This is a genomic window from Vogesella oryzae (assembly GCF_902829295.1).
Classification (GTDB): Bacteria; Pseudomonadota; Gammaproteobacteria; order Burkholderiales; family Chromobacteriaceae; genus Vogesella; species Vogesella oryzae.
In genome coordinates, this window is record NZ_CADEPL010000030.1 from 42,468 (window position 1) to 66,576 (window position 24,109).

General features: G+C 61.3%; 21 protein-coding genes. 9 read left to right on the forward strand and 12 right to left on the reverse strand.

Translation table 11 applies throughout. From position 1 onward, the window contains the following. Positions 1–7: 7 nt before the first annotated feature. From recN to HU218_RS12270, 8 genes are all read right to left on the reverse strand, one after another. Entirely contained in the window at positions 8–1,669 is a 1,662-nt protein-coding gene (gene recN, locus HU218_RS12235; RefSeq protein ID WP_174875222.1) for a DNA repair protein RecN, read from the reverse strand. Positions 1,670–1,676: 7 nt separating this feature from the next. Continuing rightward, on the reverse strand, positions 1,677–2,552 hold the full coding sequence (locus HU218_RS12240; RefSeq protein WP_174875223.1) for an NAD kinase: 876 nt from the start codon (positions 2,550–2,552) through the stop codon (positions 1,677–1,679). A 12-nt stretch (positions 2,553–2,564) separates the two neighbouring features. Further along, positions 2,565–3,194: a response regulator transcription factor gene (locus HU218_RS12245; RefSeq protein ID WP_174875224.1), complete on the reverse strand. Its 630-nt coding sequence runs from the start codon at positions 3,192–3,194 to the stop codon at positions 2,565–2,567. Continuing rightward, positions 3,194–5,458: a CHASE domain-containing protein gene (locus HU218_RS12250; RefSeq protein ID WP_174875225.1), complete on the reverse strand. Its 2,265-nt coding sequence runs from the start codon at positions 5,456–5,458 to the stop codon at positions 3,194–3,196. Before HU218_RS12250 ends, HU218_RS12245 begins: the two co-directional genes overlap by 1 nt. Positions 5,459–5,595: 137 nt before the next feature. Then, positions 5,596–6,132, reverse strand: coding sequence for a peptide-methionine (S)-S-oxide reductase MsrA (msrA, locus tag HU218_RS12255; protein ID WP_174875226.1), 537 nt, complete (start codon positions 6,130–6,132; stop codon positions 5,596–5,598). A 3-nt stretch (positions 6,133–6,135) separates the two neighbouring features. After that, complete coding sequence (locus tag HU218_RS12260; RefSeq protein ID WP_174875227.1) at positions 6,136–7,038, reverse strand: histone deacetylase family protein; 903 nt, start codon at positions 7,036–7,038, stop codon at positions 6,136–6,138. 9 nt (positions 7,039–7,047) lie between these two features. Beyond that, complete coding sequence (locus HU218_RS12265) at positions 7,048–7,290, reverse strand: DUF1653 domain-containing protein (RefSeq protein WP_174875228.1); 243 nt, start codon at positions 7,288–7,290, stop codon at positions 7,048–7,050. Next, positions 7,287–8,231 carry a nucleoside hydrolase gene (locus HU218_RS12270; protein ID WP_174875229.1) on the reverse strand — a complete coding sequence of 315 codons (945 nt, stop codon included), beginning with the start codon at positions 8,229–8,231 and terminating at the stop codon, positions 7,287–7,289. Before HU218_RS12270 ends, HU218_RS12265 begins: the two co-directional genes overlap by 4 nt. Positions 8,232–8,438: 207 nt before the next feature. Here HU218_RS12270 and HU218_RS12275 point away from each other — a divergent pair, with 207 nt between their 5' ends. After that, positions 8,439–9,401: a tRNA dihydrouridine synthase gene (locus HU218_RS12275; RefSeq protein WP_174875230.1), complete on the forward strand. Its 963-nt coding sequence runs from the start codon at positions 8,439–8,441 to the stop codon at positions 9,399–9,401. A 371-nt stretch (positions 9,402–9,772) separates the two neighbouring features. On the opposite strand, the gene HU218_RS12280 is transcribed toward HU218_RS12275, so the two are convergent. Then, positions 9,773–12,064 (reverse strand): heavy metal translocating P-type ATPase, encoded by a 2,292-nt coding sequence (locus HU218_RS12280; RefSeq protein ID WP_174875231.1) that lies wholly within the window; start codon positions 12,062–12,064, stop codon positions 9,773–9,775. Positions 12,065–12,112: 48 nt separating this feature from the next. Continuing rightward, positions 12,113–13,189: a 4-hydroxyphenylpyruvate dioxygenase gene (gene hppD, locus HU218_RS12285; protein WP_174875232.1), complete on the reverse strand. Its 1,077-nt coding sequence runs from the start codon at positions 13,187–13,189 to the stop codon at positions 12,113–12,115. 375 nt (positions 13,190–13,564) lie between these two features. Between hppD and HU218_RS12290 the strand changes: the two genes are divergently transcribed. The 8 genes from HU218_RS12290 (at position 13,565) to HU218_RS12325 (ending at position 23,107) form a co-directional block, all read left to right on the forward strand. After that, complete coding sequence (locus HU218_RS12290) at positions 13,565–14,611, forward strand: extracellular solute-binding protein (protein WP_174875233.1); 1,047 nt, start codon at positions 13,565–13,567, stop codon at positions 14,609–14,611. After that, positions 14,608–16,320: a diguanylate cyclase domain-containing protein gene (locus HU218_RS12295; protein WP_174875234.1), complete on the forward strand. Its 1,713-nt coding sequence runs from the start codon at positions 14,608–14,610 to the stop codon at positions 16,318–16,320. The genes HU218_RS12290 and HU218_RS12295 overlap by 4 nt, the downstream gene beginning before the upstream one ends. A 218-nt stretch (positions 16,321–16,538) precedes the next feature. Next, a complete protein-coding gene (locus HU218_RS12300; protein ID WP_174875235.1) occupies positions 16,539–18,425 on the forward strand; it encodes a bifunctional sugar phosphate isomerase/epimerase/4-hydroxyphenylpyruvate dioxygenase family protein in 1,887 nt (628 codons plus the stop codon). A 354-nt stretch (positions 18,426–18,779) separates the two neighbouring features. Then, entirely contained in the window at positions 18,780–19,226 is a 447-nt protein-coding gene (gene aroQ / locus HU218_RS12305) for a type II 3-dehydroquinate dehydratase (protein ID WP_174875236.1), read from the forward strand. 55 nt (positions 19,227–19,281) lie between these two features. Further along, entirely contained in the window at positions 19,282–19,785 is a 504-nt protein-coding gene (locus tag HU218_RS12310) for a TRAP transporter small permease (RefSeq protein WP_174875237.1), read from the forward strand. Between the two features lie 15 nt (positions 19,786–19,800). After that, complete coding sequence (locus HU218_RS12315; protein ID WP_174875238.1) at positions 19,801–21,081, forward strand: TRAP transporter large permease subunit; 1,281 nt, start codon at positions 19,801–19,803, stop codon at positions 21,079–21,081. A gap of 61 nt (positions 21,082–21,142) precedes the next feature. Next, positions 21,143–22,153 carry a TRAP transporter substrate-binding protein gene (locus tag HU218_RS12320; protein WP_174875239.1) on the forward strand — a complete coding sequence of 337 codons (1,011 nt, stop codon included), beginning with the start codon at positions 21,143–21,145 and terminating at the stop codon, positions 22,151–22,153. A gap of 60 nt (positions 22,154–22,213) precedes the next feature. After that, complete coding sequence (locus HU218_RS12325) at positions 22,214–23,107, forward strand: shikimate dehydrogenase (protein WP_174875240.1); 894 nt, start codon at positions 22,214–22,216, stop codon at positions 23,105–23,107. Positions 23,108–23,210: 103 nt separating this feature from the next. Here HU218_RS12325 and HU218_RS12330 read toward each other — a convergent pair whose 3' ends face one another. Both HU218_RS12330 and HU218_RS12335 read right to left on the reverse strand, forming a co-directional pair. Continuing rightward, positions 23,211–23,876 carry a TetR/AcrR family transcriptional regulator gene (locus HU218_RS12330; protein ID WP_217450811.1) on the reverse strand — a complete coding sequence of 222 codons (666 nt, stop codon included), beginning with the start codon at positions 23,874–23,876 and terminating at the stop codon, positions 23,211–23,213. Positions 23,877–23,922: 46 nt separating this feature from the next. Further along, positions 23,923–24,109, reverse strand: a 187-nt coding sequence (locus HU218_RS12335) for an HAD family hydrolase (RefSeq protein ID WP_174875242.1), incomplete at its 5' end; no start/stop codon positions are given.

Below are 24,109 nucleotides of genomic sequence, written 5' to 3' on the forward strand. Positions count from 1 at the left end.
GGGGCGTTCAGGCATTTGCGGCCAACATCTCGCTGGCGTGCTGGCGGGTGGTGGCGGTGATGTCCTCGCCACCCAGCATGCGGGCGATCTCCAGTATCCGGGCCTCGGCGTCCAGCGCGGCGATGCGGCTGACGGTGCGGCCGCCTTCCGCCGCCTTGCTGACCCGCCAGTGCTGGTTGCCGCAGGAGGCGACTTGCGGCAGGTGGGTAACGCACAGTACCTGATAGCGCTCGCCCAGCTGTTTCAGCAGCTTGCCGACCACTTCCGCCACCCGGCCGCCGATGCCGACATCCACTTCGTCGAAGATCAGTGTCGGCACGCTGGCGACCTGGCTGATCACCACCTGCATCGCCAGGCTGATGCGCGACAACTCACCACCGGAGGCGACCTTGGCTAGCGGCCGCAGTGTGCTGCCCTGGTTGGCCGCCACCAGGTATTCGATGGTTTCCAGACCGTGCGCGGTCGGCTCGCTGGCGGCGGACAGCTCGATGGCAAAGCGGGCACCTTCCATCGCCAGGCGCTGCATTTCGCGGCCGATGCGCTCCGATAGCTCGGCGGCGGCCTGGCGGCGCTTGGCGGACAGTGATTCGGCCTGGGCGCGGTAACGCGCCATCGCCACGCTTTCCGCGGTGCTCAGTGCCTCGATGTCGGTGGCGGCTTCCAGTTCCGCCAGCTGCTGGGTCCAGTCGGCCAGTTTCTTCGGCAGGTCTTCCGGCTGGCAACGGTATTTGCGCGCCGCGCTCATCAGTGCATTGATGCGGGCCTCGACATCGGCCAGCTGGCCCGGGTCTTCGTCGAAGCCGCTGGCGTAGTCGCGCAGGCTGTACACCACCTCGCGCAGCTCGGCATCGACCGAATCCAGCAGCGCCAGCGACTCCGCCAGCCGGGTGTCGTAGCCTGACAGTTTGCCCAGCCGGCTCTGCACTTGTGACAGCAGCGTCAGGCAGCTGCCGTCCATTTCCGATAGCACATCCACCGCGGACTGGGCCGACTGTGCCAGTTCGGCGGCGTTGGCCAGCCGGCTGTGCAGCTGGTTCAGCTGCGGCCATTCGTCTGCGGCCAACCCCAGTTCGCTCAGTTCGCTGATTTGCCAGGTCAGCCGCTCGCGCTCCACTTCGGATTCGCGCTGCTGCTTGTCGGCGTCCTCGCGCGCCTTGCGGGCGCGCTGCCAGTCCTGCCAGGCCGCACGGGTGTCACGGGCCAGCTGGCTGGCGCCGGCGTAGGCATCCAGCAGCTCGCGCTGCGCGTCGGGGCGCACCAGTGACTGGTGGGCGTGTTGGCCGTGGATGTCGACCAGATACTCGCCCATCGCCTTGAGCTGGCCCTGGGTGGCCGGCATGCCGTTGATGAAGCTGCGCGATCGGCCGCCGCGGTCGACGATGCGACGGATCAGCAGCTCGCCATCGTCGCCGGCCAGTTCGTTTTCCGCCAGCCAGGCAATCAGGTCCGGCTGCTGGCGGATGTCGAGCTGGGCGGCGATTTCGGCGCGCTCGGCACCTTCGCGGATCTGGCTCACCTCGGCGCGATCACCAAGCAATAAGCCCAGCGCATCGAGGATGATGGATTTGCCGGCACCGGTTTCGCCTGTCAGCACGGTGAAGCCGGGCGCGAACTCCAGTTGCAGTTGATCGACAATGACGAAATCTTTGACGTTAAGCGAAAGCAGCATGGATGCCTCACAGCAGGCGCTCGCCCCAATGGAGCTTGTGGCGCAGCATGTCGTAGTAGTTGTAGCCGACCGGGTGCAGGATCTTCAGCGTATTGCGGTAGCTGCGGACGATCACGCGGTCCATTTCCATCAGGTCGCAGTGTGACTGGCCATCGAAATGCACCTTGGTGTCCAGGCCGCGGGTGAGCATGAACTCCACCTCGCAGTTGTTGCTGACCGCAATCGGCCGGTTGGACAACGATTGCGGACAGATCGGCACCAGTGCGAAGGCCTGCAGCGTGGGGTGCAGGATAGGCCCGCCGGAGGCCAGCGAGTAGGCGGTGGAGCCGGTCGGGGTGCTGATGATCAGGCCGTCGGAGCGCTGGCTATAGACGAACTGGTTGTCGACGAAGACCTCGAATTCGATCATCGAACCCAGCGAGCCGCGGCTGATCACCACGTCGTTCAGTGCCAGGGCGCTGGCAACTTCGGCGTCCTCGCGGATCACCGAGGCTTGCAACAGGATGCGCTCTTCCGGTACGAACTGGCCGTCGAGAATGCCGTCCACTGCAACCAGCATTTCGTGCAGTGGAATGTCGGTCATGAAGCCCAGTCGCCCCTGGTTGATGCCGACCAGCGGTACGCGATAGGGCGCCAGCACCCGTGCTACCGACAGCATGGTGCCGTCGCCGCCGAGTACGATCACCAGATCGGACATTTTGCCAAGGTCGTCGCGCTCGACCAGCGGATAGCCGCTAACCTGTTGCTGGTTGCAGCTTTCCTTGTCCACCAGCACGTGCAGGCCGCGCGAGGTCAGGTGTGCGGCCAACCCCAGCAGCGATTCGATGATGTGCGGTTTGCCGTGGCGGGCAACCAGGCCGATTTTGTTGAAGAGTCGGGTCATGATGGGTGCTTGCTATTGGCCGGGCTGGGTGGCTTCCAGCGCGCGCAGATAAAAGCGCACCAGCTCGGCCAGCGAATTGATTTCCAGTTTTTCGAACAGTTTGGCACGGTGTGCTTCTACCGTGCGTGGCGACAGTTCCAGCTCGCGGGCGATTTCCTTGCTTGACAAGCCTTCCGCCACGTGGCGCAGGATCAGCCGCTCGCGGTCGGTAATACGTTCCAGCTTCTGGCGTACATCCTGGGTGGCGGCAACCTGTTCCTGCTGCTGGATGCTGAGGCGAATGGCTTTTTTCAGGCTGTCCAGCAGTTGCGTGGCATTGATCGGTTTGGTGAGGAAGTCTACCGCGCCGCCACGGAAAGCGCGGCGGCATTCTTCGATGTCGCCGTGGCCGGTAATGAAAATGATCGGCATGCGGATGTCGCGCAGGTTCAGGATGTCCTGCAAAGCGAGGCCGGAGGTTTCCGGCATGCGGATGTCCAGTACCAGGCAGCCGATCTCGTCCGGATGGAAGCGCTGCAGGAATGCCTCGGCGTGCTCGAAGGACTGCACGCGCATGCCCTGGGTGCCGATCAGCAGGGCCAGCGAGTCGCGCACGGCAGGATCGTCATCGATGACATAGATCGTCGGGGTCATGGCTGGCATTACGCTAGTTCTCCTTCTGTTACGCCTAGCGGCTTGATCATGGGCAGTTCGAAATAGAATTCGGCGCCACCGGTTTCCAGATTGCCGGCGTGCAGGACGCCGCCCATGTTTTCGATAATGGTGTGGCTGATGGTCAGCCCCAGCCCCATGCCTTGCGACTTGGAACTGAAAAACGGCTGGAACACCTTCTGCAGGGTTTCTGCCGGCATGCCCGGGCCATTGTCGCGCACGCCGACGCGCACACGTTGGCCGCGTGGCTCGCTATAGATGAACAGGCGGCGCTCGCCGGGCAGATCCATCAGTGCTTCCATGGCGTTCTTGCACAGGTTCATGACAACCTGTTCCATCTGGATGGCATCGGCACGCACGCGCGGCAGGTCCCGGGCAAGGTCGGTGTCTATGGTCACGGCGTGGTCGCGCAACTCGGATTCGATCAGCGTAATGACGTTGAGCACGGCCTGGTTGACATCGACTGCGGCTAGCTCTGCCTGCTTGCTGGCGACGAATTCTCTTAGTTTTTTGACGATATGCCCAGCTCTTTGCGCCTGTTTTACCGAGGAGAACAGTGCGGTCTTGAGCAGGATGCGATCCGGCTCCTCGTCATCCAGCATGCTGAGGCAGGCCTCGTTATAACTGACGATGGCGGACAGCGGCTGGTTGATTTCATGCGCGATGCCGGATGTCATCTCGCCGAGGGTGTTGATACGGGTCACCCGTGCCAGTTCCGCCTGGTGCTGTTTCAGCCGCATCTCGCTGCGTTCCAGTGCCTCGGCCATACGCTGACGCAGCGGTGCCATGTCGCGGAAGGTGATGACGATGCTGCGCAGCGCGCCGTCCGGGTCCAGTAGCGGCGAGACGGTGCCTTCGATAAAGGCGCCCTGGCCATCCGGGCGCAGCAGGTAGGCATTCTCGGGTAGTTCCACCCGCTGCAACTGCTGGTGGCATGCCTTTACCGGGTCGGTAATGGCCTCGCGTGCCAGTTCAAAGCGCACGCGCCACACCAGCTCCAGCTGCATGCCGACAGCACGTGTCTGCGTCACGCCAAGCAGCAAGGCGGCCTTGGGGTTCAAATACTCCACCTGATAGTCGCAATCCAGTACCAGTACCGCATCGTCGATGCTTTCCAGCGTTATCAAGGCTTGCTGGCGCTCGCGTTGCAAGGTCTCGTGGTATCGCTCGCTCTGCAGCCGCTCGTTATTCTGTGAAGCGGCAATGAGCAGTAGTAAAGCCGTGATGAAGGCAGCGGACCCCATTGCCAGGCCATATAGCGGTAGCGGGATGTGGTTGGCGTCTTCGTGGCGGAAGACCTCCAGCCGGTACGGGAAGTAGTCGCGTTCGATGGCTAGCTGCATCTGGCGGGATGGTTGCAACAGTTTGTGCAGCCAGCCGCTACTGCCAACCGAGATCGATGGTGCAGGAGGGCTGCTGATGCTGCCTGCCTGCTGTTGGGGGTTGTTGGGTAGCAGGCGCAAGTCCAGCTGGCGGTCATTGTCACCTTGCACGGCTAGTAGTGCTTCGGCGCGAACGCCTAGCAGGATGATGCCGATCACGCCTTGCTGCCGGTCTGCCACGGTTTCCGGCAATACGCCATCCCGATAGATCGCCTTGAGGTAGCCAAAGCCGTGTTCGCCGTCCTGCAGCCTGAAGGGTGGCGTGACCTCGATCTCGCCGCTGCGGATCGCCTGACTGACGGCCGGTCCAAGGGTCGGGTCGCGGGCGAGGTCAAGGCCAAGCATGAAATCGTAACGACGGGCACTCGCCGGCTGGGTGTCGGCGAGCGGTATGTAATACGGCCGCGCGGGGGCAGGGCGCCAGAAACGGGCATCCTGCCAGCCGCTACCTGCTTTGCCGCTGTAATCCCGGATGGTGAACGGCTGCTTGTTGCCAAAACTGGTCGCTGCTTCAAAGCTGGCACGTTCTGCCAGCGTGACGGTGGGCTGGAGACCCATCAGGTAGATATAGGGATAACGGGTGCCGATGTTCTGGGCGAATTGCCGCAAGCGGTTCTGGCTGCTGCCATGATCGGCAGCGGAAAGACCGGCGTAACCGTAAATGGCGGTTTCGCAGATCAGTAGTCGTTCTTCCAGGGTTTTCTTGATGTGCAGGGTGGCCGATTCGAATTGCTGCTGACGGCTTTCTTCTGTCAGGAACAGGGCGGCTAGCAGGATGGCCAGTGACAGCAACAGCCATAACAGGACAAAGCTGGCCTTAACCCGGATGGAGAGGTCACCAATCATGCGCCACCAGGAATCAAGCGAGGGCATGCTGGCAAAAGGTTTCTCTGGTTTTCTTGTGGGCATCGGCGATGACATATGACTGGCGCAGGCAATGCCGCCATTGTAACGCATGGTTACCCGCCGGGGAGTCTGGACGGGGCGGTTGTTGCCGGCCCCGCAGCCATTCAGGCTTTCAGCAACTCCGGGTGCTGTTCGTGCAGCTTGTACAGCTTGGGTGCGATGACAATCTGGCAGTAGCCGGCTGTCTGGTTGTGCGAGAAGTAATTGTGGTGGAAGTGCTCGGCAGCATAGAAACGCGGGGCCATCTTCACTTCGGTAACGATGGGTGCGTCGTAACTGCCGGATGCCTCCAGATTGGCGATCATGTCGCGGGCTGCCTGTAACTGCGCCTGATCGTGGGCAAATATCGCCGAGCGATACTGCGAGCCGATGTCATGTCCCTGACGATTGAGTGTTGTCGGGTCATGAGTCAGGAAGAATACTTGCAGCAGGGTCTGGTAGCTGACTCTGTCCGGCTGGTACATCAGCTCGACAGCTTCGGCATGGCCGGTATTGCCGTGGCAGACACGCTCGTAATCCGGGTCCTCCAGATGTCCGTCTATATAGCCCGGGGTGACATCAACAACCCCGTCCAGCTGGCGGAAGACAGCCTCTGTGCACCAGAAGCAACCGCCGGCAAATGTGGCTTTAACAAGTTCCATAGATCAACCTCCTTTCGGGTGATGACGCGACAGTAGCTCTCGCACTGTCTGCAAATGGATATCGACCGTATCGCTGATCGGAACGGCGTAGCCGCCGGCCATGACCAGCACCATTGGCCATCGCTGCTGTTCGCACAGGTCGAACACGCGACAGTCACGGGCAAGCAATCCTTGCTTGCTTAGCGACAGCCTGCCAAGGCGGTCGCCGGCAAAAGGATCGGCGCCGGCCAGGTAAAACACCAGATCCGGCTGGAAGTTGGCCGCCAGGGTGTGCAGTGCGTCATCAAGCAACTGCAGGTAAACGCCATCCCCGGTGTTGTCGGCAACCCCCACATCCAGCGTAGACGGCACGCGGCGGAACGGGAAGTTCTTTTCGCCATGCAGCGACAAGGTAAAAACATTGCTGTCATGCTGGAACAGCTCGGCGGTGCCATTGCCCTGATGGACATCCAGGTCGATAACCGCCGCGCGGCGAATGCGCCCCTCCTGCTGTAGCAGACGGATGGCGACGGCCACATCGTTGAACACGCAAAAACCGCCACCCTTGCTATGGCCTGCATGGTGGGTGCCTCCCGCCAGATTGATGCCGGCGCCGTAGTGCAGCGCACTCCGCGCCGCGCCGATGGTGGCGCCGACCGAGCGGGCGCTGCGCTCTACCAGCGCTGCACTCCAGGGCAGGCCAATCTCGCGCATGATGCTGGCGTCGATGCTGCCATCGAACAAGGCCATAACATAGTTGGCCGCATGCGCGAGCATTAGTTCACTTTTTGTGGCTGCCGGCGCCGTCTCCAGCTGGGCCGCAGCCAGCTTGGCAACGGCATTCGCCAGCAAGGCGTATTTTTCGGCCGGGAAGCGGTGTCCGGCTGGTAGTGGCAGCGGAAACTGGTCGGTACGGAAAATTTGCATGCGCAGTAATCAGTCGGCCTGCAGCAAGCGAAAGCGCGGCTGGGATTGGCCGTCGACCTCGACCTGCTCGGTAAACATGCCCAGCGGGCGCACCCATAGCGCCATTTCGCCGTATAGCGGGCGATAGACCACCAGGAACTCTCCGCTTTCGGAGTGGCGTGCCACGCCCAGTACCTGGTACATGCCGCCCTTGTAATGCTGGTAGCGGCCTGTCGGTAGCGCGGGGTGCGTGATGTTGTGGGTTGGGTTCATGGTAATTGCCCCAGGCAGGTCGCCAACAGGCGGAAGAATCCGTCGGCATCGATTTCGGTCATGTACTGGACGTTGGCCGCACGGCCGCTGACGCCCCACCAGTCGATGACGGTGGCGCCCAGGGTCAGCTCGCTGCCGGTTTCCACGCAGACATTTACCTTGCGGCCGGCGAACAGGACGGGTTGCAGCAGATAGGCGATCACGGTCGGGTCGTGCAATGGCGCGCCGAATTCGCCGTAGCGCTGCACGTCGTAACGCTCCCGTGTGGTCATGGTATCTGCAGCCAGATTGCCGGCACGGTTGGGCAGGGCGCGCAGCCATTTGATGCGTTCGGCCGAGGTGCGGGCCTTGTGGGTGACGTCCAGCGGCATCATGACGATAGGCGCACCGCAGCGCAGTACGACATCGGCGGCATGCGGGTCGACGTAGATATTGAACTCCGCGGCCGGGGTGATGTTGCCACCTTCAAAGTAGCTGCCGCCCATCAGTACGATTTCCCGGATGCGCGGTGCGATGTCCGGTGCCATGCGCAATGCCAGCGCCAGGTTGGTCAGCGGTCCCAGCGCGCACAGGGTGACGCTGCCGGCGGGGCGCTGTCGCAGGGTATCGATGATGAAATCCACCGCATGCTGCTGTTGCAGCGGCATGGCTGGTTCGTGCAGTGGCACACCATCCATGCCGGTCTTGCCATGCACATGCTCGGCTGTCACCAGTGGCCTTAGCAGTGGCGCTTCCGCACCGGCAAATACGGGTACTTCCGGTCGGCCGGCCCACTCGCAGATGATGCGTGCGTTGCGCTGGGTCAGCGCCAATGGCACGTTGCCGGCAACGGCGGTAATGCCCAGTACATCCAGCTCGGCGGCACCGAGTGCGGCCAGAATGGCTACGGCATCATCTTGTCCGGGGTCGGTGTCGATAATGATGGCTCGTTTATCGGTCATGATGTTCCTGTGGGTGGGCCGGAAAAAAAGAGCGGCGAGAATCCGGATTTTGCCCGGTGGCGTCAAGCCCAGCTGCGCTGGCGACCAGTGGCCGGTGCCATGCAGATCGCCCGGGCGGTGGCATTGCCGTGCTATGGATGGACGGTTGTCGTGGTCTGTGCGGACCGGCTTCTATACAATCCCTGCTCCCGTTTACTGGCATGTTTCATGAAAATCGTTCTGGCTCCGATGGAAGGGCTGGTTGATGACATCATGCGCGATGTTCTGACGCGCATTGGTGGCATCGATCTGTGTGTGACCGAGTTTGTGCGGGTTACCAACTCGCTGCTGCCTACGCGCACCTTCCTGCGGCTGGCTCCGGAGCTGCACAACGCTTCCTCTACCCGTAGTGGTACGCCATTGCGGGTGCAGCTGCTGGGGTCGGATATTGACTGGCTTGCGGCCAACGCCGTGCGTGCTGCGGCAATGGGGGCATCGGCTGTCGATCTCAATTTTGGCTGCCCGGCACCTACTGTCAACCGGCATCGCGGTGGCGCCGTGCTGCTGAAGGAGCCGGAGCTGCTGTTCAAGATTGTCAGCGCCGTGCGTGCCGCGGTGCCAGCGGCCACGCCGGTAACCGCAAAAATGCGGCTGGGTTACGAAGACACCAGCCTGACACTGGCGTGCGCGCAGGCGATTGCCGGTGCCGGGGCGGATGAGTTGACGGTGCATGCCCGTACCAAGGTGGAAGGCTACAAGCCGCCGGCCCACTGGGAGTGGCTGGCGCGCATCCGCGAGGCGGTCAGTATTCCGGTGGTGGCCAATGGCGAGGTGTGGACGCCGGAGGACTATCGCGCCATCCGCGAGGTAAGTGGCTGCGAAACGGTCATGATCGGGCGCGGGTTGGTGTCGGCACCGGATCTGGCATTGCGCATCAAGCATCTGCAGCAGTTCGGCGAAATCCCCCCGCAAATGGCTTGGGAAAGCCTGCTGCCCTGGTTGCTGGATCTGGCGACGCAATGTCACTTGCGTGCGGCCAACGGTAACTATGCGCTGAGCCGTACCAAGCAGTGGCTGAAATTATTGCGGCGGAATTATCGTGAGGCGGATGAAATGTTCAATGAAATCAAATCAGTATCTGATTTTTGTGCGTTAGAAATTGCGCTGCGCGACGCCGCAAGGCGTGGGTAGGTATTTTTACGAATAGGCGCCGCCAGGGCGGGCGCTTATCATTCAAACAGTTCTTGGATTACTGCGCGTTCCTCGCTAGCGGTTCAGGAATCACGGCGAGTCCGTAACTTATAAAGCCTCCTGGACGTGACGATTCAGGAGGTTATTTTTTTGTCCGTTATTTCTGCTGTTTCCAACGCGCTATCACTTATCAGCGAAGTTACTCAGCTATTGCGGCTTTGAGGTCCTACATCTCCTCTTGAGCCGCGGTCCTATGTTTCATGGTTTCGCTGTGGCAGTCGTGATCGTGATGCCGTGGGTAAAGCGGCTAGGGTGCGGTCAACCGGGTCATCCAGCATGGATGGGCTGGTCAGACTGGCATTCGGCGCAGCTCAGCCCTGACTGCTCAGGCTGTGATACAGTTCTTCTTCCTGGGAAAAATGCAGATGCAATATGGCATCCAGTCCATATAGCAAGCGTTGCAGCTCTTGCACGGCTTGCGGGCTGGGGCCCTCTGCGGGCAGGTCGCCGATCAGGCAATCCAGCAGGCGGGTGATGCGGAATATTTCACGGTGCGTGCCGCTCATCGCGGCCATTGGGTCGTCGCCGCCCAGTTTTCTGGCCAGCTGCGGATATAGCTCGTGATCTTCCTGGCGCTCGTGGGGAAGTAATTGCTCATTTAGAGCCTGGTACAAAGCGTTGAGCTCGGCAACCGCTTGCGGTCCTGGCAGGTCTGGCAGCCGGTCGGCCAGTTGCGCCACCTGTCCGAGCAACGATTCCAGCTCACGGTGCTCGGCACTGAGTGCTGCCGCATCTTGCTGCGACATTTGACTGGCGGCAGCAGGCGGTGGCTGGCGGGCACGCAAGGCGTTAAGGATCACGGCTACGTCAATGACCTCCTGCAGTAGCGCGCCGGTAATTGGTGGCAGGTGTCCGAAGGCTGCGGCCAACATGGCCACAATAGACATGCCCATGCCCGCAATGACGCTCTGCGCCGCGATGCGGCGGGCGCGGCGGGCCATGAACAGTGCTTCTACCAACCGGTCCAGCCTGTCCACCTGCAGCACCACGTCGGCGGCCTCCGCGGCCGCTGCTGCCCCGCGAGCTCCCATTGCTACTCCGACATCCGCAGCGGCCAGTGCCGGCGCATCATTCACGCCGTCACCCACCATGATGACGATCCCATGGTCGCGAGCCTGGCGGATGGCTGCCAGCTTGTCGGCCGGAGTTTGCTCCGCCAGCACTTCGGTAACGCCCAGTTGCGTTCCGAGGGTGTTGGCAATGTCCTTGCGGTCGCCGGTGAGCATGACAATGCGGCGCATGCCGGCCAGTGACATGCGCCGCAGCGCGCGCGGGGTGTCCAGCCGCAGTTTGTCCACCAGCTGCAGCGCGCCCACCATCATGCCATCCATGCCGACAAACACCCCGCTGGCGCCCTCGTAGCCAAGCCGTTGCAGAAATAGCGGGCTCCACGGCGCCGGAATCGCCTGGCTGCTTACATAGGCGTAAGAGCCGACCACAACATGATGGCCTGCGATATCGCCGCTGATGCCGGCACCCGGGCTTTCCTCAATGTGTTGTGGCAGTGCCAGCGCAATACTGTGTTCGCGTGCCGCGCCGACTACCGACTCCGCCAGCACGTGATTGCTGGCTTGTTCCAGCGATGCGGCCAACCACAAGACATTATCGGCCTTGATGCCTGCAGAGGTCTGGATGACGGCCAGGCGGGCGTGGCCGCCGGTCAGGGTGCCGGTCTTGTCGAAAAACAGGGTGTCGGCCTGGGCCAGTCTTTCCAGTGCCGCGCCGCCTTTTACCAGTACGCCGCGACGGGCACAGCTGGACATGCCGGAGACGATGGCCACCGGCACGGCCAGAATCAACGGGCAGGGCGTGGCGACTACCAGTACCGCCAGCACCCGGGTCAGGTCGTGACTGATCAGCCAGGCAAACAGCGCGATGATCAGCGTGAGCGGTACAAACAGCAGCGCATAGCGGTCGGCCAGCCTGGCCGAGGGGCTTTGCTGTTGTTGTGCCTGGCGCATCAGCTGCACGATGCCGGCGAAGGTGCTGTGCTCGCTGTTGGCGGTTGCCAGCATCTCGAAGGCTTGGTCGGCATTGATGGCGCCGCTTTGCAATGGCTCGCCGGCGGCACGTTTCACCGGCAGCGATTCGCCGGTCAGCGTGGACTCGTTTAGCGTGGCTTCGCTGAGCAGGTTGCCGTCAGCCGGCACGACCTCGCCGTTGCGCACCAGCAACCTATCGCCAGGGGCAATCGCCTTGATATCGATCTTGTGCCATTCGCCGCTTTCAAACCGGTGGGCGTAGCGAGGTGCATGCTGTAGCAACGCGGTCATTTCACGCTGCGCTTGAGCGGTGGCGTAATCTTCCAGGGTTCGTCCGCTTGCCAGCATCAGGCCGATGACAGCCGCTGTCGGTATCTCACCCAGCGAAATTGCCAGCAGAATGGAAAGCAGGGCCAGTACATCGACTCCGGCTTTGCGCTGTAGCAGGCTGCGTACCGAGTCATGCAGCAGCGCGACCAGCACCGGTATGACACCGGCCAACCATAGCAGTCGGGCCAGGTCGGGGGCTGTCAGCAGATAGCTGATGCCGCCGGCCAGCAAGGAGGCGACAGAGATCAGCAGCAAAAAATGGTTAAGGCGCGAGGTAAACGGTAGCGACAAGTTTGGCCTTTCTGTCTGAACAGGTGGTTCCGGGTACGCCGGATCGGCTCATGGTTTTTGCAGGACACCACGCCGAATCTGGTCACGCTCCATCGATTCGAACAGAGCCTTGAAATTCCCCTCGCCAAAGCCGTCATCGCCCTTGCGCTGGATGAACTCGAAGAAAACCGGTCCCAGCAGCGTCTGCGAGAAAATCTGCAACAGCAAACGCTGGTTGCCATCAGCCGTACTGCCGTCCAGCAGGATGCCGCGCATTTGCAGTTGCTGCGGGTCTTCGCCGTGGCCGGGGAGTCGTTCGGCCAGCATTTCGTAGTAGGTGGCTGGCGGCGCGGTCATCAACGGTACCCCGGCCGCGCGCAGCCGGTCGACACTGGCCAGCAGGTTGTCGGTCAGCAGCGCGATATGCTGGATGCCCTCGCCATTGAACTGCATCAGGAATTCCTCGATCTGCCCGTGTCCGGAGCCGCCTTCCTCGTTGAGAGGGATGCGGATCAGGCCGTCCGGGGCCGTCATGGCGCGGGAGGTCAGGCCGGTGTATTCGCCCTTGATGTCGAAGTAGCGGATCTCGCGGAAGTTGAACAGTCGCTCGTAGAACGAGGCCCAGTAAGCCATGCGCCCGCGGTAGACATTGTGGGTAAGGTGATCGATCACCTTGAAGCCATAGCCCGGCGGATGCGGATCCACGTCTGGCAGAAAACGGAAGTCGATGTCATAGATCGACTTGCCGTCTTCGAAACGGTCGATCAGGTATAACGGTGCACCGCCAATGCCCTTGATGGCCGGCAGACGCAGCTCCATCGGGCCGGTGGGGATGTCGACAGGCTGGGCGCCTAACTCCAGCGCCCGGTTGTAGGCATGGTGTGCGTCGCGAACGCGAAATGCCATGCCGCAAGCGGCAGGGCCATGTTCGGCGGCGAAATATGCGGCCAGACTGTGTGGCTCGTTGTTCAGAATGAAGTTGATCCCTCCCTGACGGTAGAGATCGACGTTCTTGGAGCGGTGGTGCGCCACTTTGCTGAAGCCAAGCTTCTCGAATACCGGTTCAAGGATGCCTGGTGATGGCGAAGCAAACTCGACAAACTCGAAACCCATCAACCCCAGCGGGTTGTCGAACAGGTCAGTCATGGTGGTACTCCCGGTGATAAGTGTGGCAAGGGCATTGCGCGGCTCTTATCACCACAATAGCCGGCTTTAGGGTGGGTGACCGCTGATTATGCGATTGGTTTGTAGAGTTGAAATTGTTTTGTATGCCGTATGGGTGGTTTGTGCCGCCTTGATTATTTGCAAATTAATGCATGCAGAGTGCAACTATATTGGCATTGATTTTTTGTGGATAAAAATCACGGGCTATCACGGGCTTGCCGTTTTGGATTGTGTGATGATATTTAATAGGTGAGCCCGTTTTGTTATCGCTTGAGCTTTAAAATTATGTGGCAAGCTTGTCGTGCAAATGGCAAATGTCTGCTGTGAATTTATCCGGATTAAAAGAAAGAAAACCGCATGCTGCTTGTTGAATGGCGCATTCTGCTGATTGCCACCCTGCTGTGCTTGCTGCCGTTGTCGGTGCAAGCCGAGGGGGTGTTGCGCGTGCTGGCCTGGCCAGGTTACGCCGACCCCGATGTGGTCAAGGAATTTGAACAGCGCACACACAGCAAGGTGGAAGTCACCTATATCGAGTCCGATGCCGATATGTGGCGCAAAGTCAGCGAGGGAAATGCCGCCAATTTTGATGTGTTTGCGGTTAATACTGCGGAGCTGCAGCGTTATATCCAGCATGGTCTGGTGTCGGCGATAAATGTTGCCGCCATTCCCAATGTGCAGCGCCAGTTGCCGCGCTTCCAGCAGCGGCAGAATATCCCGGGCCTGGTGCATGAAGGGAAAACCTACGCCATTCCGTATACCTATTCGGAAATGGGTCTTATTTATGACCGCAAGCAGGTAACCACGCCGCCGGACAGCATTAGTGCGATGTGGAACAAGCGTTATCAAGGCAAGGTAGTCGCCTATAACGGCGGCGTGCACAGTTTCTCGCTGGCGGCGCAGTCGCTCGGTTTGCCGTCGCCATTCCATATCGGTGAGCAGCAGTGGCCGCAGTTGGTGAACCAGCTGATTGCACTGCGCCGTAATGTCAGTGCCTTCTATACCGGTCCGGACGAGTCGGTAGCACTGTTCCGCGAGCGTCACGCCGCGCTGATGTTTGCCAATTTCGGCTCGCAGCAGCTGCAGCTGCTCAAGGCGGCCGGAGTAGATGTCGGCTATGCCATCCCGCGAGAAGGGGCGCTGGCGTGGCTGGATTGCTGGGCGATGACCCGCAGTGTGCGCGATCCGCAGTTGGCCGCACGCTGGATCAGCTACTTGCTGGAAGACATGCCGGGCAAGGTGTTGTTGCAGCGTCAGGGCCTGGCCAATACCACCAGTCCGTCACCGTATTTCAATAACAAGGCGCGTATCGTCTGGCTGGAGCCGGCGGAAAGCGAGGAGCGCCGTGACAAATTGTGGGGGCGCATCCTGTCGGGAGACCGTGCGGCGAAGGTATTGCAGCCATGAGATACGGTATCGCGGTCAAACTGGCATTGCTGTTGGCCGCAGTCGGTATCTGCGCTTCGGCGCTGACCGGGGCGTATAGCTACTGGCTCAGCCGTAATCTGCTGGTGGAGTCGTCGCAGAAATCGCTGGTCGCATCAACGCAGGTGCTTGGCCGGCGGGTGGATACCTCGCTGGAGGAGGTCGCCCGCAATCTGCAGGTGCTGTCCAGCCATCCATCGGTACGCCGCACGCTACAGCAGCCGAATGCGGAAATGAATGCGCAGCTGGCCGAGCTATTCGAGCTGATGATGAAGGCCAACCCGGCGTATTTCCAGATCCGGCTGATTACGGCCGCTAACTTTGGTCTGGAGCAGGTGCGGGTTGATCGCCAGGGAGGCACGTTCATCAAGGTGGCGGATGACGACCTGCAGGAGAAGGGGCACTTCTCCTATGTGTCCGAGACGCTGCAGCTACCGGCTGGCGCAATCTATATGTCGCGCATTGCCATCAATCACGAACGTGGTGCCTATACCGGTGCCGAGCAGCCGACCATGCAACTGGCTACGCCGGTTAGAAGTGCCAAGGGTGAGGCGCTGGGGGTGGTGGTGATCAACCTCGACGTCGACGGCCTGTTCAACCTGCTGGCAACCGACCTGCCAAACGACTTCCGCCTGTTCCTGGCCAACGGCCAGGGCGATATCCTGATTCATCCGGATCGCAGCAAGACTTTCGGCTTCGACCGTGGCCAGCGGGTGCTGCTGCAGGACGAGTTTCCGCCGACGCGCGAGCTGGTCGAGGGCGTGGTCAATCAGGTGGTATTCCAGCAGCCCACTACCGATGGGCTGGTACAGCCGGTAGTAATGGCTTTGGTACGCCTGCCAGTGAAGTTACACTCGGAAGAGGGGCAGCTGTTTGTCGGTCTGGCAAAGCCCTTGGCCAGTGTGAAGGAAGGAGCCCGCCATCTGGGCACGCTGATTATGGTCAGCGTGCTGGGCTTCAGTGTGCTGGGCTTGCTGGTAGCACTGCTGCTGGCGCGGCTTGCCTTGCGGCCGCTACGACAGCTGATCGATGCGGCCAACCTGTTTGCCCACGGCCAGCCGGTGGGCGTGCTGCCGACTGCGCGGCAGGACGAGATCGGCGAGCTGGCCCGCAGCTTCCAGCACATGCACCTGCAGATCGGCGAGCAGCTTTCCTCCCTGCACGCCAGCCAGGAACAACTCAAGCAGATGGCGCAATATGACGCACTGACCGAACTGCCCAACCGGCGCATGCTGCAGGACCGACTGGAAGTCGCCATTACCCGTGCCAAGCGGCAGGGGGGCTGTGCGTCGGTGTTGTTCATCGATCTCGATAACTTCAAGGAAATCAACGACGGCTGGGGCCATGACGCCGGTGATGCCGTGCTGGTGGCGGTAGCGCAGCGACTGCGGCGTGCGGTGCGGGCGACCGATACTGTCGCGCGGCTGGGGGGTGACGAGTTCGTGGTGCTGCTGGATGGTCCGGACACCGAGCGCGACACCGACCTTATCGCCAACAAGCTGATCGAATGCCTGGCGCCTGGCATTCCGTTTCAGGGCGGCACCTTGCGTATTGCGGCCAGTATCGGCATCAGCATGTTCCCGCGGCACGGGGTGACCGCATCCCAGTTGTTGATGGCGGCGGACCGGGCGATGTACCTGGTCAAGGCCAGGGGCCGCGGCGGCGTGGGGTTTGCCATGTTGCAAGATTGAGACGAGTCAGTTCCGTGTTTTGCCATGCCCGATCAGATGATCGGGCATTTTTGTTTGCTTATCTGCCTGGTCATTAACATTTATTGCGTAAAAAGCGATTTGACATATTTTTGGTGTGATGCTGTTTATCAGCCAGCGTGTTGCGGTGGCATGGCACTTTTAGTTATGTACCAATGGGTACATAATTGGGCGATGCAACCAACAAGACGGAGGACGACATGAAGCATTCCATTGCCACCGTGTCACTCAGCGGAACGCTGCCGGAGAAACTGGAAGCCATTGCCGCCGCAGGTTTCGACGGGGTCGAAATCTTTGAAAACGACCTGCTGTACTTTGATGGCACACCGGCCACCGTGCGGCAGATGTGTGCCGACCTCGGGCTGGAAATCATGCTGTTCCAGCCGTTCCGCGACTTTGAAGGCGGCCCGCGCGAGCGTCTGCAGCGTAATCTGGATCGTGCCGAGCGCAAATTCGACCTGATGGGGGAGCTTGGTACCGACCGTATCCTGGTGTGCAGCAGCGTGGCGCCGGATACCAGCCGCGACGACGCATTGATTGCCGATGACCTGTTCCAGCTCGCCGAGCGTGCCGGCAAGCGTGGCATCCAGGTCGGCTACGAGGCGCTGGCCTGGGGCAAGCATGTCTATTCCTACCGTCATGCCTGGCAACTGGTGCAGGCGGCCAACCATCCCAATCTCGGCATCATTCTGGACAGTTTTCACACGCTGTCGATCAAGGATGACCTGTCGCTGCTGTCGCAGATTCCCGGCGACAAAATCGTGTTCCTGCAGCTGGCGGATGCGCCGATCATGAACATGGATGTCATGGAGTGGAGCCGCCACTTCCGCAGTTTCCCCGGTCAGGGCGATTTCGACCTCGGTGCCTTCCTGGCGCCGATCCTGCAGGCGGGATATCGCGGTCCCTTGTCGCTGGAAATCTTCAATGATGGCTTCCGCGCCGCGCCGACCCGTCTCACTGCCGGTGATGGCCTGCGCTCGCTGTGCTACCTGGAAGAGATGACGTTGGCCGCACTGGCAAAGCAAGAGCAGGCGCAACCGGATGTGCCATTGTTTTCGCCGCCGCCGCCGGCGCAGTACCAGGGAGTCGAGTTCCTGGAGTTCGCGGTGGACGAAGAATCTGGCGCACGGCTGGGCAAGGCGCTGCAGGGTTTCGGCTTCACCCGCACTGGCGAACACAAGTCCAAGGCGGTGACCTTGTACCAGCAGGGCGACATCAACCTGATCCTGAACGCGGAGACGGATTCGTTCGCGCACGCCTTCTACGTGTCGCACGGTCCGTCGCTGTGTGCGGCGGCGTTCAGTACCGATAATGCGGCACAGGCACTGCAACGCGCCAAGATGTACGGCTGCAAGTCGTTCGAAAGCCGTATCGGGCCAAACGAGCGCCATATCCCGGCAGTACGCGCACCGGATGGCAGCCTGCAATACCTGGTGGATGCCGGTGAAGGCTCGATTTACGAATCCGACTTCACGCTGCGGCCAACCACGGGGGCGCCGCTGCTGCAGCGTATCGATCACTTTGCCATCGGCCTGCCGGCCGAGGCGATCGACAACTGGATTCTGCACTTCCGTGCCGCGCTCGGCTTTGTCACCGAACACGAGTGGACGCTGCCGGACCCGTATGGCCTGATGAAGAGCCGGGTGGTGCGCAGCAGTAACGACAGTGTGCGCATTCCGCTCAACATCTCGGAAAACCGCAACACCGCCATCGCGCGCTCGGTGTCCACCTACAAGGGTTCCGGCCTGCAGCACATTGCCTTCTCCACCGGCGATATCTTTGCTGCGGTAGCGCAGGCACGGGGGAATGGTGTGCCGCTGCTGGATATTCCGGACAACTACTACGACGACCTGCTGGCACGTTTCAATCTTGATGACGACTTCGTTGCCCGGCTGCAGGCGCATAACGTGCTGTACGACCGTGACGCGCAGGGAGGCGAATTCCTGCATGTGTACTCGGCGCCGTTCGAGGAGCGCTTTTTCTTCGAGATGGTGCAGCGCATCGGCAGCTACGACCAGTACGGTGCGGCCAACGCTCCGGTACGGTTGGCCGCACAGGCACAGCTGCGTCGCCGACAGGCGGGTTAATACGGTTTGCAGCTCATCGGCAATCTCTCCTTGGCGCCCTGACCGGGCGCTTTTTTTTTGGTGCGCAGCCTGGCGGTGTACCGGCTGGCTGGGTTGTGGGGTTGCCGGGATTGCTGTGCCGCGGCTGCGGGCACGGCCAAAGGGCTGGCGGGTAGTGGCAATAATGTAACGTGCGGTACAAAAACATGGTTTTGTCCGTAATCGTGCATTGACAGCAGGCGCAAGCTGTACCATTCTCCAGTTATGTACCGCACGGTACATAACTATAAAAAAACGGCACAGACCAACAAGAGGAGAGCAGCATGTTCCGTCCTATTCCGTCGCAGCCCGCGACCGCACCGGAGGTGGCTTGACATGGCCGTCGACATTCTGGTGCTCAATGGCCCCAACCTCAACCTGCTGGGCAAGCGCCAGCCGGAAATCTACGGCCACGCAACACTGGCCGATGTCGAGCGTGGCTGCCGAAGCGTGGCACGCGAGTACGGTTTCACCATCGACTTTCGTCAAAGCAATTCCGAAGCGCAGTTGATCGACTGGGTGCACGAGGCGCGCGAACAGCATCGCAGCATCGTGATCAATCCGGCCGGCTATACCCATACCTCCATCGCCTTGATGGACGCGCTGTCTGCCTTCGATGGCCCGATCATCGAGGTGCATATCAGCAACATCCACCGTCGCGAAGCATTCCGCCACCTGTCCTATGTTTCCAAGGTGGCCAGTGGCGTGGTGTGTGGTCTGGGAATCAATGGTTACAGCCTGGCGGTGCATCACCTGGCATGCCATCTGAACAAGCAAGCGTAACGGAAGCGGTTGGGCGCGGCACCGGCGTGCCTGCGGCCAAGCTGTAGGAGGTTGTATGGATAAGTGTATCAAGCGGGTGCTGCTCGCACTCAAGGCCATGATGGCGCTGCTGCTGGCCATCATGGTGGTGCTGGTATTTATCAATGTGGTGCTGCGCTATGCCTTCAATAGCGGCATCACCCTGTCGGAAGAGCTCTCGCGCTGGAGCATGGTGTGGATGACATTCCTCGCCGCCATTGTCGGGGTGTACGAAAAAGGCCATCTCAATGTCGATAGCCTGACCCGTCACCTGCCGGCACTCGGCCAGCGCATCTGTCATCTGCTGTGCCAGGGCATCATCCTGTATCTGCTGTGGCTGTTCGGTAACGGCAGCTGGGAACAGATGCTGATCAATATGGCTGTTCCGGCGCCGATGTCGGGTCTGCCTACCGGTCTGCTGTATGCGGCGGGTGTGGTGTTCAGTGTGCTGTCTGCCTTGCTGGTGGCACTTGATGTGGTACGGGTACTGGGCGGCGGAGCGCTGACCGATGTGGGTACCCAGCTGAACCTGGCCGAATAAGCGGAGCGCGTAATCATGGTATTGACTATTTTTCTGGGCTCCCTGCTGGGGGGCATGGCAATCGGCTTGCCTATCGCTTTTGCGCTGCTGCTGTCCGGCGTGGCGCTGATGTACCACATGGACATGTTCGACGCTCAGATCGTGGCGCAGAACCTGATCAACGGCGCGGACAGTTTCACCCTGCTGGCGGTGCCGTTCTTCCTGCTGGCCGGCGAGGTGATGAACGTCGGCGGCCTGTCGCGGCGTATCGTCAACGTGGCGCTGGCATTGGTAGGCCACGTTCGTGGTGGCTTGGGCTTTGTTGCCATCATGGCGTCCTGCATCCTCGCCAGCCTGTCCGGCTCGGCGGTGGCCGATGCGGCCGCACTGGCGGTGCTGCTGGTGCCGATGATGGTGCGGGCAGGGCATGACCAGGCGCGTTCCAGTGCGCTGATCGCTGCCGGTGGCATCATTGCGCCGATCATTCCGCCCAGCATCGGTTTCATTCTGCTGGGGGTGGCCGGCAACCTGTCGATTTCCAAGCTGTTCCTCGCCGGCATTGTGCCGGGCATCCTGATCGGTCTGGCGCTGTGCGCCGCCTGGTGGTGGGTGTCCCGCCGCGAGAACATCGAGCCGACGCCGCGCAAGTCGCGCGCCGAAGTGCTGGCCGCGCTGCGTGAGGGTTTCTGGGCGCTGCTGCTGCCGGGCATCATTGTTGGTGGTCTGAAATTCGGCATCTTTACTCCGACCGAAGCAGCGGTGGTGGCGGCGGTGTACTCGCTGTTCGTGGCCATGGTGGTGTACCGCGAGCTCAAGCCGTCGCAACTGTTCCACGTGTTTACCCAGTCGGCCCAGACCACCGGCGTGGTGATGTTCCTGGTGGCGGCCTCGCTGGTATCGGCATGGATGATCACCGTCGCCGATCTTCCGTCGCAAATGGCCAGCCTGCTGTCGCCGCTGATGGGCAACCCGACACTGCTGTTGCTGGTGATCATGCTGATCATCGTGGCGGTGGGTACCGCCATGGACATGGCGCCGACCATCCTGATTCTGGCGCCGGTGCTGATTCCGGTGGTGACCCAGGCCGGTATCGATCCGATCTATTTCGGTGTGCTGTTCGTGATCAACACCGCCATCGGCCTGATTACCCCGCCGGTTGGCACCGTGCTCAACGTGGTGTGCGGATCGACACGCACCTCGATGGGGGCGCTGGTCAAGGCCATCATGCCCTTCCTGTTTGCCGAGCTGGCCGTACTGTTCCTGCTGGTGCTGTTCCCCAGCCTGGTAACCGTACCGGCCGCCTGGTTCAGCCACTAACTGTTTCATGCCGTACCCCGGGGAGGAGAGCCCCGGGCCCCATAACACTAGGAGAGACACCATGCAGAAATTCAGCAAAATTGCAGTCCTGACCGGCGTTGCCCTGCTGGGCCTGGCAGTAAGCGGCCAGATCCTGGCGGCAGACATCAAGGAGCGCACGCTGCGCTTTTCCTTCCTGAATGCCAAGGATCATCCGCAGGGTCTGGGCGCTGCCAAATTTGCCGAACTGGTGGCTAAGGCATCCGGCGGCAAGATCCAGGTCAAGCTGTTCCCGTCCGGCATGCTGGGTGGTGACATGCAGACCGTATCCGCGCTGCAGGGTGGCACCATCGATTTCACCGTGCTGAATGCCGGCCTGCTTTCCAGCCAGGCCAAAGAATTCGTGATGTTTGATCTGCCGTTCCTGTTCAACAGCGGCAAGGAAGCCGACGCCATCGTCGACGGTCCGGTGGGCAGCAAATTGCTGGCCAAGCTCAACGGCAAGGGTCTGGTGGGTCTGGGCTACTGGGAACTGGGCTTCCGTCATGTGACCAACAACGTGCGTCCGGTTGCCAAGATGGAAGATATCGCCGGTCTGAAACTGCGAGTGGTGCAGTCGCCGCTGTATATCGAGATGTTCTCCGCGCTGGGTGCCAACCCGGTGCCGATGCCGTTCACCGAGCTGTATACCGCGCTGGAAACCAAGGCTGTCGATGGCCAGGAAAACCCGGAAGCCACCATCCTGGGCACCAAGCTCAACGAGGTGCAGAAGTACCTGTCGCTGACCGGCCATACCTACAACCCGCAAGTGCTGCTGGTGAGCCAGAAGTCGTGGGACAAGCTGTCCGCCGACGAGAAGGCGCTGATTCAGAAAGCCGCGCGTGAAGCCACGCTGTACCAGCGCAAGGTGAACCGCGAAGCCACCGGCCAGGCGCTGGCCAAGCTCAAGACCACCATGGTGGTGAACGAGCTGTCCGCGGCGGAGAAAACCCGCATCCGCATCAAGCTGCAGGGCGTGACCAAGAAATTCAGCGCCGATGTTGGTGAGCCGCTGATGAGCGAGCTGAACAGCGAGCTGGCCAAGCTGCGTTAAGCCGGTAGCGGCGCTCTCCGGCGCCGTGGCGGCGCCGGAACTAATTTACCGAGGCAACACATGATCACTGAAGTATCCACATTCGCGACCGAAGCCGCTGCGCCCAACAAGGTGCTGGTCGGCCTGATCGGTGCCGACATTCAGCGCTCCAAATCGCCCTATCTGCACGAGCAGGAGGCGGCAGCGTCCGGCTTCCAGCTGCATTACCAGCTGATCGACCTGACCCGGCTGGGCAGGGGCGTGGAGGCGTTGCCGGAGTTGCTGGCGGCAGCCGAATCCTGCGGTTTTGCCGGGGTGAACATTACCCACCCGTGCAAGCAGGCTGTGATTCCGTATCTGGACGAGCTGTCGGAAGATGCCAGCCAGATCGGGGCGGTGAATACCGTGGTGTTTCGCAACGGCAAGCGCTATGGCCACAACACCGACTGGTCCGGCTTTGCTGAGCCGTTCCGCCGCCACTTTGCCGGTGACGATCTGCACCGTGTGGTGCTGCTCGGTGCCGGTGGTGCCGGTTCCGCAGTAGCGCATGCGCTGCTGGTGGCAGGTGCCCGGGAACTGGTGATTGTCGATCAGGATGCCGCGCGCGCTGCAGGGTTGGCCGCAAGGCTGCAGGGCTTCTTTGCCGATCGCCAGGTACATGGCACGACCGATGTGCAGGCGGCCATGCAGGGCGCCAGCGGTCTGGTGCATGCCACCCCGACCGGCATGTACGGCCATCCGGGCCTGCCGTTGCCGGCCGCACTGATTCACGGTGGCTTGTGGGTGGCCGAGGTGGTGTATTTCCCGCTGGAAACCGAGCTGCTGCAACTGGCACGCGAGCGTGGCTGTCGCGTGCTGGATGGCGGTGGCATGGCGGTCTGGCAGGCAGTCGGTGCTTTTGCGCTGTTTACCGGCCGCGAGCCGGACAGCCAGCGTATGGAGCAGCACTTCCGCAGCATGATCGCTGCGGGATAGTTGTTACGTTGTCGCTTTTTTCTTTCTTCTCGGCGTTGCTTTGGCCTTGCCCGGTTCCCCCGGCAAGGCCGTTTTTTTGCCTGCGGCCAACCTTGACGGCGGTTTAGACGCGGCGCAGATAGGCCAGCACCGCCTCGACCAGCATCTTGCGCTGCGATTCGCGGGCCGACTCGCTGACCATGTTGCGGCCGAAAATCGTTTCGAAGGTGTAGCGGTTGGCGACGCGGAAGAAGCAGAACGAGCTCATCAGCATGTGCAGGTCGGTGGCATCCACCTCCGGCCGGAACAATCCCTGCTGTTTGCCGCGGGTTAGCACGGCGTCGATCTCGTCGATAATGCTGCGGTTCAGCGACTTGATCTTCTGCGACTGGGCGATGTGCTTGGCGTGGTGAATGTTCTCGATGCTGACCAGGCGGATGAAGTCGGTGTGGCTGGCGTGGTAGTCGAAGGTGAACTCGGCCAGGCGGATCACCGCCTGCTCTGGCGACAGCTCTTTCAGGTCCAGTCCGGTTTCGATGTCACGAATCTCGCCGTAACAGCGTTCCAGCGCCGCGATATACAGTTCTTCCTTGCTGTGGAAGTAATACACCACCATGCGCTTGATGGTGCCGGCGCGTTCGGCGATGGCATCCAGCGTGGCGCCGCTCAGCCCGGTCTGGGCGAATTCCGTCACTGCGGCGTCCAGAATGCGCTTCTTCATGCCTTCCGGGTCGTTCTTGCGGCGCGGGGCGGTTTTCTTGCCGGGGGTGGTGGCGTCGTGGCTGGTCATGGTCATCGTGTCTGGGTCGGGCGAGCCGGGCGGCCGGCGCGCAGGCTTACAGGTGTTGCAGCAGTTGCAGCGGGTGATCGATGGCGATGTCGGCCTGCCAGCTGGCGGTGTCATCGTCGGCAGAGATATAGCCCCAGTTCACCAGCACGGTTTTCATGCCCACGGCACGACCGGCCTGCATGTCGCGCTCGGCGTCGCCGACATACAGGCAGTCCTCGGGGGCTATGCCCAGT